The following is a 16,854-nucleotide window of genomic DNA, read 5'->3' as shown; positions in this document are numbered from 1 at the left end:
TCTCACTCAACCCCACCGGCTGACCCGCACCAGCCAGCAACAACGCCAAAATCAAACGCTGCTGCCGCGCACCCAGATCAACCTCAACCCCGCCCCGCCACACCCGCACCGGCCCAAGCACGCCGAAAGAGAAAGAATTGTCGTCACCATTGGTCAAAGGCACGAGCTCACCCCCCACGTGCACCAGAGCCCTTCGACCGAAAACATGCCCAGGCCCCTCGAAGACTTCCTGATCATGCGCGCGAACAACGCTTGCCGGCATTCCATGTGACTGCGGTGTAACTGAAAGTCATCACTGAACGAATCATCCATTGTCGATAGAGCGACCGATCGTGCTTTCTGGAAGACTACACCTAAAGGTGATCTATCGATAACTGGACGACACTGATGTCCGGATCTGACGCACGTACCCGCCGGGATATCAATGCTGCCCTGAGTGAGAGTCAATCGCCGCAGCCAGCAAATATCTCACACAAGACCGGACGAGAAGGATTTGAACATAAAGAACATGAGCTATGCGGGCCGGAGCCCGCCCGGCCGGCCTCGCTGTGCGCGGCAGGGCCGACCGGGCAACCGTCCTTCCGCTCAGCGCGTGGTCGCGCGGGCGGCTTCGGTGATCAGCCGGGCCACCGCGTCCGGCTCGGAGACGGTGACCGCGTGCGAGGCGTTGATCTCGACCGTGCGCGACTTGGCCCGCTTGGCCATGAACCGCATCGAGTCGGCCGGGATGGCCAGATCCTGCTTCGTGATCATGAACCAGGACCGGATCGACTTCCACGCCGTCCGGGTGGCCTTCTCATCCAGCGCCGCACTCGTGATCGGCCGCTGCGTCGCCGCCATCAGCGCCGCCTGACCACGCGGCACATCGGCCGCGAACACCCGCCGGAACTGGTCCTGCTTGATGTAGAGGTCCGTGCCCGGCCCGGCGCCCGGCACCGTCACCGGCACCTCGTTCAGCGCCTCGCCGAGCTGCCCGCCCGGGAACTTCGCCGCCAGATCCGAGGTGCTTTCGCCCTTCTCCGGCGCGAAACTGGCGATGTAGACCAGCGCCTTGACGTCCTTGTCACCGTCGGCGGCCTCGCTCATCACCGACCCGCCGTACGAATGCCCGGCCAGGACGATCGGCCCCTTGACGCTGGCGAGGACGGTACGCAGGTACTGGGCGTCCGAGTGCAGCCCTCGCAGCGGGTTCGCGGCCGCCACCACCGGATAACCGTCGTGCAGCAGGTCGGCGACCACACCGTTCCAGCTCGACGAGTCGGCGAACGCCCCGTGCACCAGCACGACCGTCGGCTTCTTCCACGCATGTCCCGACCCCGACGCCGACGCCGCGCCGGCCGATCCGGCGACAAGCGCCGCGATCGCGACGCTCGCGGTGACGGCCGTCTTCTTCGAGAAACGAAGCTTCATGAGAGTGGTCCTTTCAGAGATGGAGAGAGAACTCAGACCGCGGCCGCGGCCCGGAGGATGAAATCGGCCACGGCCTGCGGCTGTGACACCGGCAGGGCGTGCGAGGCGCCGGCGATCTCCACCGACTCCTGGGCGTTGGCCCGCTCGGCCATGAAACGGAAGGTCTCCAGCGGGATGGCGCGGTCGAGCTCCGGCGAGATGAACCAGGACGGAATGGTCTTCCACGCCGGCTCGCCGGACGCCTCGTTGAGCGCCACGCTGTTGAACGGCCGCTGCGTCGCCGCATCGAGCGTGGCCTGCTCGGCCGGGAGGTCAGCGGCGAAATGGTCGTGGTAACAGTCGGGGTCCACGTAGACATCGGCCGTGCCGTCGCTGCGCGGAACCTCGTACAGGTGCTCGCCTAGCGTGGCGCCGGGAAACTTGGTGAGCAGGTCGGGCGTCGTCTCGCCCTTGTCGGGGGCGAGTGCGGCCACGTAGACCAGGGCCTTCACGTTGTCGGCGCCGACCGCGGCGTTCGACACCACGGCCCCGCCGTACGAATGCCCGACCAGCACGACCGGGCCGTCGATGGTGGCCAGCAGGTCGGACACCGAGGCGGCATCGCCTGACAAGCTCCGCAGCGGGTTGCCCGGCGCGATGGTGTGGTGCCCGGCCGCCCGCAGCCGGCTGATGACACCGTTCCAGCTGGCCGACTCGGCGAAGGCGCCGTGGACAAGGACGATGGTTGGCTTCATGATCACTCCCTCGAAGCTGGTATCGGCGCGTCCTGGATCGAAGCGCGCTGCCGACATCCACCATCGGCTCTCGGCCCGCCGGCCGAATCAGTCATTCGCCTCCGCCTGGCGTGCGGCCGAGCGGCCGCTCGGCCGATCGGCTCACCGCTGCTCGACCAGCGGTGGGCCGATCCCGGCACGTGAGCTCCACGCGGGCGTGGCCAGCGGCACAGATCCTTTAAGTCATTCGACAGATACGCCGTGAGCGGCGACTTCGCCCGTACGTCCACAGGAGACGGAGCCGGTGTCCTCGTTCGGCGGAAACCGTGAAAGAACTGACCGCCTTGTACGGCATCCTGATCGGCACGCACACCGCGTGGACTGGGCCGATGCCTTCCATGAGCCGGGCCGCTCGTCTGATCAGCGGGCCCGCGCCGAGCGCGTCGGACCCGGTCGCCTGCTCGATGGTCAGGCGGCCGGCACCTGAGGTTCGGTGACGGCCCGCCGTCGAAGGTGAACCGGTGGTGGAAATCGGCCGCGAGACCGATGTCACTCGGGCATCACAAATTCGTCACTGCGCCTTTTCTAGGTTGGGTGGATGTCCCGTCCGGAGAACTCGACCGACACCGAAGCCCGGATGCGCGAGCTGGTGTACCAGCACTGCGAGCCGCTGACCGATCTCGCCGCGGCGATCACCCACGACGGCGACGCCGAAGATCTGGTCCAGGAGACGATGCTGCGCGCCTGGCGCCACCTCAACGCTGTCCCGGCCGGCGAACAGGCCGGTCGACGATGGCTGCACACGGTCGCCCGCCACGTGGCCATTGACGCGTCCCGCCGGCGGCAGGCCCGGCCGGTCGAGGTGGCGGCGACGGCCGAGCCGGTCGCGCTCGAGGACCGGACGGCGGCCGCGGCCATCGCCAACGTGACGCTGCGCGAGGCCGTGGCCGGGCTGAGCCAGGCTCACCGGGACGTGCTGCTCGCCCTTGCCGTGGAGAACCGGGCACCTCGGGAGGTGGCCGAGCGCCTCGGCATACCGATCGGCACGGTCCGCTCCCGCTTGCACTATGCCCTGCGGGCGCTACGCGACCAGGTTGGCCACTGAGCCGGCCGACAGCAGCCGCGCCAGCTCGGCCGGGTGCTCCAGATGCGGAAGGTGGCCACCCGGTAGCACCGTGACGGCGACCGCCGGCAGCGCCGCGCGCAACCATTCGACATAGGGAGCCGGCGGCTCGGCGGCGGTGACCCAGCGATAGCCGATGCCACGCTCGGCGATCGCCCGCAGATCAGCCTCCCGGTCGGCCCGGATCTGCTGGTCCGCGCCCTGCAGGATTTCGGCCCAGTAACCCAGTAGGAGGTCGGGCCGCGGATCGGTGGCGGTCTCGGCGAGGCGCCGGGCCTCTCCGTGGAGTTTGTCGATGCCCATTCCGGCCAGCATCCGCTCCCACACCGCGCGCCAGCCCGGGCCCCGGAGCTCCGGTTCCGCCGCGCGCACGATGCCCCCGAAGGGGCCGGGCAGCAGGATCTGATCAAGGTTGACGACGTCGCGGACCGGGTAGCGGGCGGCGTAGACGGTGGCGATCACTCCACCGACCGAGTGGCCCACGACGGTGGGCGGCCCGGGCAGAGCCGCCGCCTCGATCTGGCCGTGCAGCACCTCGGCGACCTCCTCGGGCCGGTACGACGCCCGGCGCTCGGCGGCGCCGTGGCCCGGCAGGTCGAGGGCGAGAACCTGGCGGTCGGGATCCAGGGCAGCCAGCTCCCGGCGCAGCGGCTCCCAGTGCCGCCGGTCGAAGCTCAGCCCGTGCAGGAGAACGAGGGGAGATGTCATGCCCCTACGGCGTAACCGGGCCGGGAACATTTTGTTCGTGGCCGGGGTCACAATTGCCAGCGGGCCGGCCCACCGGCGGCCGGCTCGTACCGGAAGAAGCTGCCGGTCCGTACCGACGCCCGCAGGTGGGCGGCGGCGATCGGGACCAGCGGCTCGAGCCGGGTCAGCACCGTCCGAAGCGCGCGTGTCGCGTTGACCCGCGCGCGCTCCGCCTCGGCGTTGTGCCGGCGGGTGCGGCCGCCGAGTCCCGCGGCCCGCCGCAGCTCGTCCACCAGGGCCTGCCGTTCGGCGACGAGCCTGGTCGCCCGGTCCACGTCGCCGGCGCGGTCGGCGTCCTCCAGCCGGCCGGCCAGCTCGTCGAGCCGCTTGCGATACGCGGCCCTGGCCGCGGTGTCGAGCACCGGCTCGGGCGGGGTCAGCGTGAGTCCGGCGCCCCCGGCCACGAGGTCCAGGGCGGCGATCTCCCGTCCCGGAGCGGCCAGCAGCGTCCGCAGATAGTGCAGTCCGCGCACATCACGGAGGCGGGCGTGCTCCCGGCCCGCCTCGAGGACCCAGTCGCCGTCGTCGCGCACCAGGCGCCACGCGCCGGTGACGGGCGCCGCCGGCTCCAGGCCGGCGCGGGCCGCGCGGGTGGCCGCCAGCCACGGCAGCGCCCCGAGCCGCGCCTCCAGCTCGATCGCCTTGTCGAGATGGGCCCGGGCCTGCGCGGGACGGCCGAGCCGGGCGGCGAGCCGGCCGAGATAGTCGTCGACCGGCCCGGTGACGGTGTTCGCCCCGCCCCAGATCACGAGGCGACCGGCATAGGGCAGCAGCGCGTCGTAGAGGGCCTGGGTGGCGGCGGGGGTACCGCCGAGCGACGCGACCAGCGCGAGGTCGGCCACGGCGCCGATCCAGCGGGGACCGGCCCCGGCCAGCACCGCCGGCACCAGCCGTTCGACCTCGAGCAGCGCCTCGGTGACCTGCCCGGACTCGGCCAGCGCCCGAGCCGCCGTCACCTCGAAGAAGTGTCCGGGCAGTCGCCGCGCGAGCGCCCACAATGGCTCTACCTGGCCCGCCGCCTCGCCCCGGAGCAACGCCAAACGGCCCCGCAGCGAGGCGGTCAACCGGCCGGTGTCGGCCAGCCCGGCCCGCTGCCCGGCCACGGTCACCTCGGCGGTGAGCGTCTCGGCGAGATCGAGGCGGCCACGGATCAGCGCCAGCACCGCCTGCCGGGACAGCGCGACAGCCATTGCCTCCGGATCACCGTCGCGCTCCCCGGCTCGCGCGTACGCCACCAGCGCGGCTTCCGCCGCGTCGAGGTCGGCCAGCTCGACCAGGGCGACGAATCGCCAGAACAGGCCCCGGCGCTCGAGACCCGCGTCGCCCGCCCGCCGGGACAGGCCGACTATCTCGGACGCGGTGGCCAGCCGTTCATGGGCCGCCGCCGGGTCCCACAACGCGTGCAGCCGCCCGTCCAGCACCTCGGCCAGGGTCCGTGAGTCGCCGGCGGATCGGGCCAGCCGCACCGCCTCGTCGGCCAGCTCCCGTCGCCGCGCCGCCGCCGACGGGTCGCCCAGCAACTCCCCGGCCAGCCGCGCCAGCACCCGGGCCCGGACGGCCGGCGGGAGCACCCGCGACGCGGCGTCCTCCAGCAGCCGGATCAGGGCCGTGTCGACGGCGAGGAACTCACCTCGGGACGGGGCCGCCAGGACGATCCGCACCACCGCGTCCTCGCCCGAGCCGGGCGGTAGGCCCGCCGCGAGGTCGAGGGCCGGACCGGGCCATCCCGCGGTGAGCAACCACACCGCGTGCACTGTCTCGGGCGATTGTTCGGGCAGCAGGGCCGCCAGCTCGGCCTCGGGCAGCGGGGTGAGGTGGAGATGCCGGCCGGCTGTCCCGGCCGTGCCGGCGGTGACCAGCACGGCGGCGCCACCAAGAACCAGCTGGTCGACACGCTCCGAACCGCCGGCCGGGCCGAGGCCGTCGAGGATCACCAGCCGAGGGCCCGCCCCACCGGCCTCGGGTGACCGGCTCACAGGCAGTCCGCGCCGGCGGGCGAGCTCGGCCGCGGCGTCGGCCAGTGCCGTCTTGCCGGAGCCGGAGGGGCCCACGACAGTCAGGCGGTCTCCCGCTCCGGCGACCGTGCGGTCCAGCAGCCGGCGTACGGCGGCCAGCTCACGACTGCGTCCGATCATCATGCGTCAGGCGCGCCCAGCCGCCTCGGGTGACCGATGACCCGCGCGGTCGCGATCTGGTCGGGCTTGTAGTGCCGGTAGCCGGTGAACGGGTCCACCGCCGCCGGATCCGGCCGCCCGGCCTCGTGATAGCGGCGCAGTGTCCGCATGCTCAGGTGACTGAGTGGGGAACTCGCCGATACTCAAGCCGTTTCGCACCGTCACAGTGTCCCTCGATCAGACGTGCGCGGAGCGGATCATGTCAGCGGCCTTTTCACCGATCATGATGGTGGCCGGGTTGGTGTTGACGCAGACGATGCGGGGCATCACCGACGCGTCGGCCACCCGCAGCCCGTCGACGCCCTGGACACGCAGGTCCGGGGTGACCACCGCGTCGGCCCCGTCGCCCATGGCGCAGGTGCCGACCGGGTGATAGTAGGTGCCGGTGCCCCGGCTCAGATATTCGCGCAGCCCGGCGCGCTCGCGAACGTCCGGCCCGGGCAGCACCTCGCGGCCGCGCCATCCGTCGAACGGCGCGGTGGCGGCGATCGTCCGGGCCACCTCGAGGCCCTCGACGAGGCGGCGGACGTCGCTCTCCTCGGCCAGATAGTTCGGGTCGATCAGCGGCGCCACGTCGGGATCGGCTGATGCCAGCCGGATCGTGCCCCGCGAATCGGGCACGGTGGCGACGCCGAACGTGAAGCTGTTCGCCGGCGCCAGCAGGGCGGGCCGGTGGAACGGCGCCTCGATGAACATGATCTGCGTGTCCGGACCGGGCAGCGCGCTGTCACTGCGCCAGAGCATCGACGTCTCGGCGTGGTTGGTGCGAGCCGCGGGGATCGGCTGCGACGCCTCGAAGACCAGGCTGGCCAGCGGGTGGTCGTGCAGGTTGCGGCCGACCCCCGGCAGGTGCTGCGCCACCGGGATGCCCAGCCGGGCGAGGTCGGCCGCGTCGCCGATGCCCGAGTACATGAGCAACCGCGGCGAGTCGACCGCGCCGGCGCTGACGACGACCTCGTAGTCAGCGTAGGCCGAAGTGACCTCGCCCTCCCGCGCGAAGATCACGCCGACGCAGCGGCCACGCTGGATGATCAGCCGGTGCGCGCGGGCCCCGGTCAGGATGGTCAGATTGGGCCGGTCGGCGGCCACCGGGTGCAGATAGGCAGCCGCCGTGCTCTGCCGCAGACCCCCGGTGATCGACAGGTCGTGCCAGCCCACGCCCTCGGCCACAGCGCCGTTGAAATCCTCGGTACGCGGATATCCGGCCGCGACAGCCGCGTCGACGAAGACCTGAGAGAGCGGGTTGGGGTCGGCCGCGATCGCCGGCCGCATCGGGCCGCTGTCTCCGCGGTAGGCCGGATCGCCGCCCTCGACAGTTTCGATTCGGCGGAAGTACGGCAGCACCGAGGCGAAGTCCCAGCCGTCGGCGCCCTGCTTGGCCCAGCCGTCGAAGTCCGCGGCGTGCCCGCGGAGGAAGACCATGGCGTTGATGCTGCTGGAGCCGCCGAGGGTGTGTCCTCTCGGCCAGTCGTGTCGTTCGTCGCCGGTGCCGCTCTGTGGGACGGTGACATAGCCGTAGTCGACCGCGCTACCCCACAGCGCGGGCCAGGCCGGCGGAACCGAGATCTCGGGCAAGGTGTCGGCCGGACCCGACTCGAGCAGGAGAACCCGTACGCGCGGATCCTCGGACAGCCGGGAGGCGACGACCGCGCCGGCCGAGCCGGCACCGACCACGATGAAATCATAGTTATCTGCCATGCCGACCACGGTTGCTCGGCTCCGGCACAGGTGATTGACCATTTCCGCCCCGGCGTTTGACCGTCGGCGTCTGAACTTCGGTGGTGCCGACGCGTAAAGCTAGGCGTGACCTCACCGCCCGGCGCTGCTCTCGGCACCCTGTTGGCCTCCCGAGTCAGTGGGAGTCCGCAGACTCTGCGGCGCACGCCGCCCGTCCGGCGCGGGCCGAACGACCGCCTCAAGCTGTGTATGCAGCAGGACGGGAGTACCACGGTCAGTCAGGACGGTCACCAGGTGCGCATCGGGCCGGGACAGATGGCGCTCTATGACACCGGCCGGCCCTACACCCTGCGGCTGGAGGGCCAGTGGTCGTGCGTTGTGCTCGCCTTCCCGCGCCATGTCCTGTCCCTGCCGGACAACGTCGTCCGGCAGGCGATGCGGCACGCGCATTCGTTCGACGCGGGGCCGGGGGCCGTGCTGGCCGGTTTCATCGCCGCCGCGATGGCTCAGCGAACGACCATCGGCGCCTCGGCCGGACGTCTCGGCGAGGCCGCGTTCCACCTCATCGCCGGTGCGCTCCGGATCACGGACCCGGACCGCGAGGAGGCCGCTACGGACGGGCGGCGGCTCCAGGTGCTGCGGTACGTCCGTGAGCACCTGCCGGAGCCGGATCTGACCCACGACGGGATCGCGGCCGCCCACCGGATGGCTCCCCGCAGCCTGCACCGGCTCTTCGAGGACGAGCCGCACTCGGTCACGGAGTACATCCGGTTGCGGCGTCTGGAGGCGGTGCTGCACGACCTGGCCGATCCGTTGCTGAGTCATCTGAGCATCGCCCGCATCGCGGCCCGATGGTGCTTCACCAGCCAGGCCCACTTCACCCGAGCGTTCCAGGCTCGCTACGGCGTGCCGCCGTCGGCGGTCCGCCCAGGCGCCTCGACGCGCGCGGCTTGACATTCTCTCGCTGCCGTTATGCAATATATTGCATGTCCTTTGCTCGCGTGGCGCTGGCGGTGACCACAGCCATGCACGAGCTCGCCGTCCGCGAGGCCGTCCCCCTGCTCACCGTCGCCGACTTCGAAGCCATGCGGCAGGCGAACACACGCTTCGCCGCCGCCGTGGAGACCGGCGACGCCGAGGCGGCGATCCGCGCCGACGAGGAATTCCACGCGATCACGGTCACCGCGTCGGGCAATGCCGCCCTGCGCACAGTGCTCGAGCAGTTCACGCCCCCGCTCCTGCGGGCCGCGCGGCTCCGGTTCTCGTCACCGAGCGGGCACGATGCGGTCGTTCAGCACAGCCACATGATCGAACGGGGTGAGTCCGGCGACGTCGACGCCGCCGTGGCCGCCACCCGCGCCCACTGGCAGGAACTGGCGCCCCTGCTGGGCCGGCCCCTCGCGGGGCCGGCCACGACCTGATCGGAGCCGGTGGTGGAGGACCTGTTCGGACGCGAGGTGGAGCTGGCGCGCATCGACCGCTTCATCGCATCGGCGCGGCAGGACGGTGACGTGCGCCTGGTGCGCGGCGAGCCCGGTGTCGGGAAATCGGCGTTGCTGACGGCCGCGGCCCACCGGGCCCACGCCGCCGGTCTCCGCGTGCTGCGCGCGTCGGGCTCCGAGTTCGAGGCGGAGGTCAGCTACTCGCTACTCAATCAGCTGCTGTTACCGTTGTCGTCCGAGATAGCGCGACTTCCGCCCGCGTACCGCGATGCCCTCGTCGTCGCCCTGGGCCTCGGGTCCGGCCCCGCTCCGCAGACGTTGCTGGTGGGCAACGCCACCCTGTCGCTGCTGACCGCCGTGGCTCGCAAGGCGCCCCTCCTGCTGGTCGTCGACGACATCCAGTGGGCCGACCGGCTCAGCGCTGTCGTGCTCGGCTTCGTCGCGAGGCGGGTCAAGGCATCGCCGATCGGTGTCATCGCCTCGTCCCGCATCGGCACGGAAAGCTTCCTCGATCGGCGCGGCCTCACCGAGGTCACGGTCGAGCCGCTCGCGCGGGAGGCCAGCGCACGGCTGGTGGACGCCCGGTTCCCCACCATGGCTCCCCACGCCCGGGAGCGGCTGCTCGAGCTCGCTCAGGGCAACCCGCTGGCTCTCGTCGAGCTGCCCGCCACCGTGGCCACGTCCACGGAGCAGTTTCTCGAGCAGTCAGCGGTGGTTCCGCTGAGCGAGCGCCTGCAGAAGGTGTTCGCCCTGCGCGTCGCGGGTCTGCCTGACGCCACCCGCCTGCTGCTGCTGCTCGCTACTTTCGAGGGCAGCGGCGACGTGGGTGTCCTGCGCGGCTTGACCGACCTCACCGACCTGGCACCGGCCGAGCGAGCCGGGCTGGTAAGAGTCGACGACTGCACCGGCGTGCTGGTCTTCCGCCACCCGCTCATCCAGTCGGCGATCGTCGCGACCTCGACCCATGAGGAACGCCGCGGCGCCCACCTGGCCATCGCCTCCGGGCTGACCAGCGATCCCGAGCGCCGGGCCTGGCATCTGGCGGCCGCCACGGCCGGACCCGACGAGTCGGTGGCGGCGCAGCTCGAGGAGGCCTCCCGCCGAGTGCTCCAGCGCGGTGACGTCCTGGCGGCGATCGCCGCGCTGGTCAGGGCCGCGGAGCTGAGCGCCACCACCGAGGACCGGGCTCGGCGGCTGGCCGAGGCCGCGTACATGGGAGCGGAGGCCGGCGGCGTCAGCGACGCGACCACGTTGCTGGCCGACGCCCAGGCGACCAGCCCCAACTCGGCCGGGTCGCTGCACGCGGCGAACGCGGCGGCACTGTTGATGGTCAACGGCGACGGGGACGTGCACACCGCGCACCGGCTGCTTGCCGGGGCGATCGAGTCCGGCGAGCACGGCTGGCGGGCCGACGACGCGGCCCTCGACGAGGCTTTGCACACCCTGCTCCTGCTCTCCTGGTATGCGGGCAGCGCCGAGCTCTGGGCCGTGTTCCACCGGGCCGTAGCACGGTTGACGCCGGCACCGCCCCTGCTGCTCTCGGTGCTCAGCCGGACCTTTCCCGACCCGGTTCGCACCGGCGCGGCCGCCGGGCGCGACCTGGAGACCCTGCTGTCCACCCTGGACACCGAGGAGGATCTGACCCGCGTCATGCGGATCGGCACGGCCTCGGTCTACCTCGACCGGCTCGGTGACAACCGGGAGCATTCCTGGCGGCTGGTACGCCAGGGCCGTGACGGTGGGGCACCTCGACGGCACCTCAGCGCGATCATGCACCTGTGCCTCGACGACTACCTCACCGGTCGCTGGGACGAGGCCACCGAGCTGGCGCACGAGGCCCAGAAGGTCTGCTCCGTCAGCAACCTTCCGTTCCTGAACTGGTACTTCGCCTACAACCGAGCCATCGTGGCGGCGGGCCGGGGCCGGACCGACGAGGCGTTCAAACTCGCCGACGAGATCACCCACTGGGCACTGCCGCGGGGTGTCGCCGGCGCGGTGGCCATCGCCCATCACCCCCGCACGCTCGCCGCGGCCGCCGACGGTGACTTCGAGGCCGCCTACCAGCACGCCACGGCGGTCAGCCCCGCCGGCGTGCTCGCGCCGCACGTGCCGATCAGCACCTGGGTGATGTTCGACCTGGTCGAGGCCGCCCTGCGTACCGGCCGATCGGACGAGGCCCGGGCGCACGCCGAAGCCATGCGCTCGGCTCAGGTCGCCATGATCTCCCCGCGTATGCGGCTGATCCAGCACGGCGTCGACGCGCTGGTCCTGGACGGCGAGGAGGCCGCGGTCCGCCTGGAGGAGACGCTCGACGATCCGGCCTGCGAACGCTGGCTCTTCGAGTCCTCCCGCATCCGGCTTGCCTTCGCCGAAAAGCTGCGGCGGCGCAAGGAGTTCTCGCGCGCCCGTGGGCATCTCGCCGTCGCTCATGACGGTTTTGCCGCGATGGGCGCGGATCCGTGGGTGGCCCGCACGCTCACCGAATTGCGGGCGACCGGATTCCGGGCGGACGCCGACGAGCAACCGCCGGCCGCGCTGACCGCGCAGGAATTCGAGATAGCGAGCCTGGCCGCCTCGGGTCTGACCAACAAACAGATCGCCGAGCGCCTTTATCTTTCGCATCGCACGGTCGGCGCGCACCTCTACCGAATCTTCCCCAAACTGGGCATATCGACACGGGCGGGCCTGCGCGACGCACTGTCCGGCCAAAATGTGCATCGTCCCCACCAACCAATTCTTGACTAATAGCTGACAGCCCATAAGCTGGTCGCAAGCACACTTCAAATGGTCACCGAATTCCTATCCACATCGGCGTAACAAGTCTTTAAGTAGGATTTCACAGCCCTCCTCGTACGCTTTTCTGGAACCTGCCGAATTGCTACGGGGATGAGCTATGACAACCGCGACCAACGTCATCGACCGCAAATTCACCGTCGCTGCCAGGCCCGGCCGGGCCGAGGTCCAGATGCGGGACATCGTCCGCGACAATGGCGCTCCCCTGCTGCACTTTCTGCGAGGGCTGCTCTCACCGGGCGCCGCGCACACCGCCGAGGATCTGGTGCAGGAGACCCTGCTCCGGGCGTGGCGCAGCCTGGACGCCGTACCGGTCGAGCCCGAGTCGCAGCGGCGCTGGCTGTTCACGGTGGCTCGCCGGCTGGCCATCGACGCGTACCGCAAGCGGCAGTCGCGGCCCGTGGAGGTCGGCCTGATCGACAGCGAGCCGGCCGCGGCCGGCAGCGAGGCGGCCGAGACGGTGATCGCGACGATGACCCTGCGCCACGCGATCGGCCGGCTCAGCGTCGCGCACCGGTCGGTGCTTCTGGAGCTGTACTTCGAGGGCCACACCCTCGACGAGACCGCGACCCGCCTCGGGGTCCCGGTCGGCACGGTCAAGTCCCGCGCCCACTACGCCATGCAGCAGCTGCGCAGCGCGCTGATGGAGGGCTGACCCCGGAGCAAGGGAGCGAAAGTGGAACAGAGCCAGCACACTGCGACGGACCACGAGTTCCGGCGATTCCTCGAAAGCCTGGACGGGCGGCTCCCGGCCGAGTTCGTCGCGGGCCTGAGGGCCAGAATGGCCGGCGGTCACGTGGCGGAGGTGGCCCACGCGGTCGTCTTCGCCGCCGTCGCCGGGCCCACCGCCCTGAGCGACGCCGAGATCGACCTGCTGATCGCCACCCTCGCCGGGGCGGACGAGGATGCCACGATGACACAGGCCATCCCGCGATCCGGCCTGACCGACGCCGGCCGCCGCCCCTCCTGAGTCACTCCGCCCGGTCGCCCGTCTCGAGGTCGAAGACCTGCTCGAGACTCATCCAGTTGTCACGGGCGGCCGCCGCCGCGCCTTCGGCGTCGCCCGCCTCGCACAAGGTGATGATGCGGGCGTGCAGGGCCACCGAGGCCCGGCCGTCGAGCGACGAGAACCGCAGCCGCTCCAGTCGCCTCAGCATGGGGGTGAACTGGTCGACCACCGAGCGGAGCACCGGGTTGGCCGAGGCTGTCACCGCGATGCCGTGGAACTCGTCGTCCGCGGCGATGGCGGCATCGACGTCGTGCGCCTGCAACGCCTCAGCGAAACGGGCATTGGCCGTACGCATCGCCTCGATCTCATCGGCCGACAAGCGGGGCACCGCCTCGCGGACAGCCAGCTCGTGCATTGCCGCGGTCACCGTCTGAGCGGCCCGCGCGGCCCGCCCGTCCAGCGGGCTCACCATCGTGTAACGACCGGGCTTGGTCTGCACCAGCCCGGCTTCCTCAAGCCGGGCCAACGCTTCGCGCACCGGGGTGCGGCTCACTCCGAGCCACTGCGCCAGCTCGACGTCGTTGAGCCGCTCCCCGGGAGCGAGCGTGCCGTCGACTATGGCGTCACGGATCGACTGGTAAGCGTTGTCCCGTAACAGCGATCGCGGGATCACACCCACACGAGGAGGCACCGGCATGCAATATATTTCACACCCGCGATCAGCGGTCGTCAACGAGGGAAACACCACCCAGCGTCACCGGTGCGGGCCTCGGTTCACGGGCGGGCGAGCAACTGCTTGTGGTTGGACCGGAAGATGCCCTCGGCGAAATGCCGGAACACCACCCGGCGAACGAAGGCCGGCATGTGCCGGGCCTGATCGCGCCGCCGGTTCTGCGCCAGGACGAAACGCAGACGATCGGCTCGGCGCTCCCGATACGCCGCGAGCAGAGCCGGGACGGTCTCCCGGCCCCGGGCCTCGGCCAAGGTCTCGGCCAAGACGATCGCGTCCTCGGCGGCCATGGCGGTGGCCTGCGACATGCTCGGCGAGCAGGCATGCGCCGCGTCACCGATCAGCACGGCCCTGGGGTGGGTCCGGTCGAACGCGTTGACCTCGTACAACGGGGCGAAATGGGCCTCGCCGGCGTAGTCGAGCAAGCCACCCGTGGCGAAGTCGTCGAACACCGCACGCCAGTCGTCCGGCTGCCCCCCAGGACTCGCGCTGTCCATCGCCGCCGAGCAGTACACCTGCCCATCGCCCACCGGCACGATAAGGAACGTCCGGCCCCGGTCACCCAGCATCACCGTCCAGGTGTGCTCGGGCAGGCCGGCCGAGGGTGCCAGGAATCGCCAGGTCACCTGGCCCAGGAACCGCGGCTCGGCCTCCGGGAAGGCATAGAGGCGGACGGCCGAATGAATGCCGTCGGCCCCGATCACCAGGTCATATCGGCTCTGCTGTCCATCACCGAAAGTCACGGTCCCGTCGCGGTCTACTTCGCGGACGGCGACGCCGAACCGGACCTGGGTCTCACCGACCGCCTCGAGCAGCAGGCTGTGCAGGTCGGCTCGGCGCATCGCCACACAGTCGCCGGTCTCGCCCCAGATCGCGCTGACCGGCAACTCGGCCAGCACCCGGCCCCGCTCGTCCTCGAGCTGCTGCCGGTGGATCGGGTGGGAACGCTCGCCAAGTTGCTCCCCCAGGCCGAGGTCGCGAAGCGCCCGCACCGCGTTGCCGGGGAGATAGAGGCCGGCCCCGGTGATCCTCGGTACCGCATCACGCTCGACCACGTCGGCATCGATCCCGCGCCGAGCTAGCGCGTGCTTGGCGGCCAGCCCGGCGATGCCGGCGCCCGCGATGAGGATTCTCAGCGCTGTCATCAACTCTCCTGCTTCTTCGATCGCAACACCGGAGTGGACGCGGACCGTCCGATCGGGTTCAAGCAAGCCGTTGTCTTGTGAGGCAGCACCCACTCGCGGCCTCCGCGGTGCAAAACCTCACAGAGATCGACATGAGAGTCGGCGACGGTTGCGCGTCAGCACGGTTGAGAAGTTCTTTCGACCAACGGCACGGAGATGCGGAAGAGATGACCGACCGGGCAACGTCCGAACAACGTTTCGCCGACGCCGTACAGGCGGCGACCGAGGTCGAGCGGTGGGCGACCGGCGCGCATGCTCTCGCCCTGCTCACCGCGGTTCATCAGTGGGGCTGGACTCGATACTTGAGCACACCGCGCGAGATCGAGCGGCTGGCCGAGTTCACCGGGCTGCCGCGCACGCGGCTCGAGGACGTCCTCGAAGCGCTCAAGGAGCACGGCGTCGTCGAGCGGAACGGCTCGAGTGTGTGCCTGAGCCCGCTCTTCGCGGCCCTGGCGGCCGAGGACGCCTGGCTGGCCCTGCCCGACGTACTGGACCATGCGGAGACGAACCGGCGCCTGATCCATGGGGCGGTCCAGGCGACGGCCGCCGCGCTCCTGGCCGGCGACGCCCTGGTCGCCGCCCGGGCCGCGGGCGGCCGGGCGACCACGGTCACCAGTGGGTTGTACGAGCAGTTGCTGGCGGACCTGCCGGAGTGGACCGCATCGCTGCGGGAGGCGCGACTTCTCGATGTCGGATGCGGCGTCGCCACCTCCGCGATCACGGTGAGCTCGGCCTTCCCCGGGCTGCGCACTACGGCGATCGAGGTCGTGCCCGAGGTTGCCGCGGAGGCACGACGGCGGGTGAACCAGCACGGCCTCACCGACCGGATCGACGTCCGCTGCGTGGACGCCCGGGACCTCGCCGAGGACACCGAGTTCGACAGCGCCTTCTGGGCGCAGCAGTTCTTCCCGGAGCGGACCCGGGCCGCGACACTGGCGATGATCCGGCGGGCCCTGCGGCCGGGTGGGCTGCTGATCGTCCCCGAGGAGGACGCCGGCTCCCAGGACATGGATCAGCGGTCCCGATCCCTGCGAAAGCTCCTTCGCGGCCAGCGGCACGCTCCGCTCGACCGCAGCGCAACCCAGCTCGCGGCCGAGGCCCAGGCGGCCGGCTTCGCACTGGTGCGGGTGGCGCCGACCAGCTTCGGGAGTTTCGTGCTCCTGCGCCGTCCCGCCGACCCCTCGAAGGTCAACTCGGTCAGGCGGTGAGTCCCTGTTTCAGGGTCGCCGCGATCCGCACGACCCGCTCGGCCTGGTGACGCGCCGCGTTGCGCGTGTCGTCGCCGATCTCGCCGAGGGAGGGCCCGGGCTCGGCGTGGTGTGAGGTGCCGTACGGGTTGCCGTCGACGAACTTGACCGGATCGGTGTAGCCCGGCGGCACGATGATGCCGCCGAAGTGGTAAATGCTGTTGTAGATGGCCAGCAGCGTCGACTCGTGCCCGCCGTGCCGGGTGCCGGTCGAGGTGAAGGCGCTGTAGACCTTGTCGGCCAGGCCGCCCGAGAGCCACAGCGGCGACAGCGTGTCGATGAACTGCTTGAGCTGGGCGGCAACGTTGCCGAATCGGGTCGGCGAGCCGAAGATGACGGCATCGGCCCAGTTCACATCGTCGAGCGACGGGGCCGGAATCTCGGCGGTGGCCGCGTGGTGACTGGCCCAGCGCTCGTTGGCGTCGAGCGCGGCCGGGGGCGCGAGCTCGGCGGCCTTGCGAACCCGGACCTCGGCGCCGGCCACCGCGGCCGCCTTGGCCACCTCGTCGGCGATCGCGGTGCCGGTGCCGGTCGACGAGTAATAGATGACGGCGAGCTTCACAGGGTCGGACATGTCGGTGGTCCTCTCGGAGATGAGGTTCGGCGACGTCACCCTGACGAGGCCGCCCCTCAACCGTAGACAGATCTAGGTGACGCGTCACCTA

At 70.9% G+C, this 16,854-nt stretch carries 17 protein-coding genes; 8 read left to right on the top strand and 9 right to left on the bottom strand.

The features are described from left to right. A partial coding sequence (locus AB0C26_RS45815) for a hypothetical protein (RefSeq protein ID WP_360261516.1) occupies positions 1-271 on the top strand: 271 nt, incomplete at its 5' end. Positions 272-585: 314 nt separating this feature from the next. On the opposite strand, the gene AB0C26_RS45810 is transcribed toward AB0C26_RS45815, so the two are convergent. After that, positions 586-1,410 (bottom strand): alpha/beta hydrolase, encoded by an 825-nt coding sequence (locus AB0C26_RS45810; RefSeq protein WP_360261514.1) that lies wholly within the window; start codon positions 1,408-1,410, stop codon positions 586-588. A gap of 32 nt (positions 1,411-1,442) precedes the next feature. After that, positions 1,443-2,144 carry an alpha/beta hydrolase gene (locus AB0C26_RS45805; protein ID WP_360261512.1) on the bottom strand — a complete coding sequence of 234 codons (702 nt, stop codon included), beginning with the start codon at positions 2,142-2,144 and terminating at the stop codon, positions 1,443-1,445. Positions 2,145-2,721: 577 nt separating this feature from the next. Here AB0C26_RS45805 and AB0C26_RS45800 point away from each other — a divergent pair. After that, positions 2,722-3,228: a sigma-70 family RNA polymerase sigma factor gene (locus AB0C26_RS45800; RefSeq protein WP_360261509.1), complete on the top strand. Its 507-nt coding sequence runs from the start codon at positions 2,722-2,724 to the stop codon at positions 3,226-3,228. Here AB0C26_RS45800 and AB0C26_RS45795 read toward each other — a convergent pair. The 4 genes from AB0C26_RS45795 to AB0C26_RS45780 all read right to left on the bottom strand — a co-directional run bounded on the left by AB0C26_RS45795 (position 3,205) and on the right by AB0C26_RS45780 (position 7,865). Further along, on the bottom strand, positions 3,205-3,954 hold the full coding sequence (locus AB0C26_RS45795; protein ID WP_360261507.1) for an alpha/beta hydrolase: 750 nt from the start codon (positions 3,952-3,954) through the stop codon (positions 3,205-3,207). The genes AB0C26_RS45800 and AB0C26_RS45795 overlap by 24 nt on opposite strands. Positions 3,955-4,001: 47 nt before the next feature. After that, a complete protein-coding gene (locus AB0C26_RS45790) occupies positions 4,002-6,131 on the bottom strand; it encodes an AAA family ATPase (protein WP_360261505.1) in 2,130 nt (709 codons plus the stop codon). Continuing rightward, complete coding sequence (locus AB0C26_RS45785) at positions 6,128-6,277, bottom strand: hypothetical protein (protein ID WP_360261502.1); 150 nt, start codon at positions 6,275-6,277, stop codon at positions 6,128-6,130. Before AB0C26_RS45785 ends, AB0C26_RS45790 begins: the two co-directional genes overlap by 4 nt. Positions 6,278-6,344: 67 nt before the next feature. Continuing rightward, positions 6,345-7,865 carry a GMC family oxidoreductase N-terminal domain-containing protein gene (locus AB0C26_RS45780; RefSeq protein WP_360261500.1) on the bottom strand — a complete coding sequence of 507 codons (1,521 nt, stop codon included), beginning with the start codon at positions 7,863-7,865 and terminating at the stop codon, positions 6,345-6,347. A 105-nt stretch (positions 7,866-7,970) separates the two neighbouring features. Here AB0C26_RS45780 and AB0C26_RS45775 point away from each other — a divergent pair, with 105 nt between their 5' ends. The 5 genes from AB0C26_RS45775 (at position 7,971) to AB0C26_RS45755 (ending at position 13,049) form a co-directional block, all read left to right on the top strand. Beyond that, positions 7,971-8,798, top strand: a complete 828-nt coding sequence (locus AB0C26_RS45775; protein WP_360261498.1) for a helix-turn-helix domain-containing protein — start codon at positions 7,971-7,973, stop codon at positions 8,796-8,798. A gap of 32 nt (positions 8,799-8,830) precedes the next feature. Beyond that, complete coding sequence (locus tag AB0C26_RS45770) at positions 8,831-9,265, top strand: FCD domain-containing protein (protein ID WP_360261495.1); 435 nt, start codon at positions 8,831-8,833, stop codon at positions 9,263-9,265. 12 nt (positions 9,266-9,277) lie between these two features. Next, positions 9,278-12,031, top strand: a complete 2,754-nt coding sequence (locus tag AB0C26_RS45765) for an AAA family ATPase (RefSeq protein ID WP_360261492.1) — start codon at positions 9,278-9,280, stop codon at positions 12,029-12,031. 148 nt (positions 12,032-12,179) lie between these two features. Further along, positions 12,180-12,734 carry a sigma-70 family RNA polymerase sigma factor gene (locus AB0C26_RS45760; protein ID WP_360261489.1) on the top strand — a complete coding sequence of 185 codons (555 nt, stop codon included), beginning with the start codon at positions 12,180-12,182 and terminating at the stop codon, positions 12,732-12,734. Positions 12,735-12,755: 21 nt separating this feature from the next. Then, the gene (locus tag AB0C26_RS45755) at positions 12,756-13,049 is read left to right on the top strand and encodes a hypothetical protein (protein ID WP_360261486.1); all 294 of its coding nucleotides are present in this window, start codon (positions 12,756-12,758) and stop codon (positions 13,047-13,049) included. Position 13,050: 1 nt separating this feature from the next. Here AB0C26_RS45755 and AB0C26_RS45750 read toward each other — a convergent pair whose 3' ends face one another. Both AB0C26_RS45750 and AB0C26_RS45745 read right to left on the bottom strand, forming a co-directional pair. Then, positions 13,051-13,725, bottom strand: a complete 675-nt coding sequence (locus AB0C26_RS45750; protein ID WP_360261483.1) for a GntR family transcriptional regulator — start codon at positions 13,723-13,725, stop codon at positions 13,051-13,053. A gap of 77 nt (positions 13,726-13,802) precedes the next feature. Beyond that, positions 13,803-14,903, bottom strand: coding sequence for an FAD-dependent monooxygenase (locus tag AB0C26_RS45745; protein WP_360261480.1), 1,101 nt, complete (start codon positions 14,901-14,903; stop codon positions 13,803-13,805). A gap of 206 nt (positions 14,904-15,109) precedes the next feature. On the opposite strand from AB0C26_RS45745, the gene AB0C26_RS45740 reads away from it, so the two are divergent. After that, entirely contained in the window at positions 15,110-16,150 is a 1,041-nt protein-coding gene (locus AB0C26_RS45740) for a class I SAM-dependent methyltransferase (RefSeq protein WP_360261477.1), read from the top strand. On the opposite strand, the gene wrbA is transcribed toward AB0C26_RS45740, so the two are convergent. Continuing rightward, positions 16,140-16,763 (bottom strand): NAD(P)H:quinone oxidoreductase, encoded by a 624-nt coding sequence (wrbA, locus tag AB0C26_RS45735; RefSeq protein WP_360261474.1) that lies wholly within the window; start codon positions 16,761-16,763, stop codon positions 16,140-16,142. The genes AB0C26_RS45740 and wrbA overlap by 11 nt on opposite strands. Between the last annotated feature and the right edge of the window lie 91 nt (positions 16,764-16,854).

Source organism: Actinoplanes sp. NPDC048796 (assembly GCF_040650035.1).
Lineage (GTDB): Bacteria > Actinomycetota > Actinomycetes > Mycobacteriales > Micromonosporaceae > Actinoplanes.
The sequence above is the reverse complement of the archived record's forward strand: the minus strand, read 5'-3'. Positions and strand labels throughout refer to the sequence as shown.

Bases quoted from the DNA above. Each gene is read 5' to 3' on its own strand.
- AB0C26_RS45810 (WP_360261514.1), bottom strand. From the start codon at position 1,410: ATGAAGCTTCGTTTCTCGAAGAAGACGGCCGTCACCGCGAGCGTCGCG.
- AB0C26_RS45805 (WP_360261512.1), bottom strand. From the start codon at position 2,144: ATGAAGCCAACCATCGTCCTTGTCCACGGCGCCTTCGCCGAGTCGGCC.
- AB0C26_RS45800 (WP_360261509.1), top strand. From the start codon at position 2,722: ATGTCCCGTCCGGAGAACTCGACCGACACCGAAGCCCGGATGCGCGAG.
- AB0C26_RS45795 (WP_360261507.1), bottom strand. From the start codon at position 3,954: ATGACATCTCCCCTCGTTCTCCTGCACGGGCTGAGCTTCGACCGGCGG.
- AB0C26_RS45790 (WP_360261505.1), bottom strand. From the start codon at position 6,131: ATGATGATCGGACGCAGTCGTGAGCTGGCCGCCGTACGCCGGCTGCTG.
- AB0C26_RS45785 (WP_360261502.1), bottom strand. From the start codon at position 6,277: ATGCGGACACTGCGCCGCTATCACGAGGCCGGGCGGCCGGATCCGGCG.
- AB0C26_RS45780 (WP_360261500.1), bottom strand. From the start codon at position 7,865: ATGGCAGATAACTATGATTTCATCGTGGTCGGTGCCGGCTCGGCCGGC.
- AB0C26_RS45770 (WP_360261495.1), top strand. From the start codon at position 8,831: ATGTCCTTTGCTCGCGTGGCGCTGGCGGTGACCACAGCCATGCACGAG.
- AB0C26_RS45760 (WP_360261489.1), top strand. From the start codon at position 12,180: ATGACAACCGCGACCAACGTCATCGACCGCAAATTCACCGTCGCTGCC.
- AB0C26_RS45750 (WP_360261483.1), bottom strand. From the start codon at position 13,725: ATGCCGGTGCCTCCTCGTGTGGGTGTGATCCCGCGATCGCTGTTACGG.
- AB0C26_RS45745 (WP_360261480.1), bottom strand. From the start codon at position 14,903: ATGACAGCGCTGAGAATCCTCATCGCGGGCGCCGGCATCGCCGGGCTG.
- AB0C26_RS45740 (WP_360261477.1), top strand. From the start codon at position 15,110: ATGACCGACCGGGCAACGTCCGAACAACGTTTCGCCGACGCCGTACAG.
- wrbA (WP_360261474.1), bottom strand. From the start codon at position 16,763: ATGTCCGACCCTGTGAAGCTCGCCGTCATCTATTACTCGTCGACCGGC.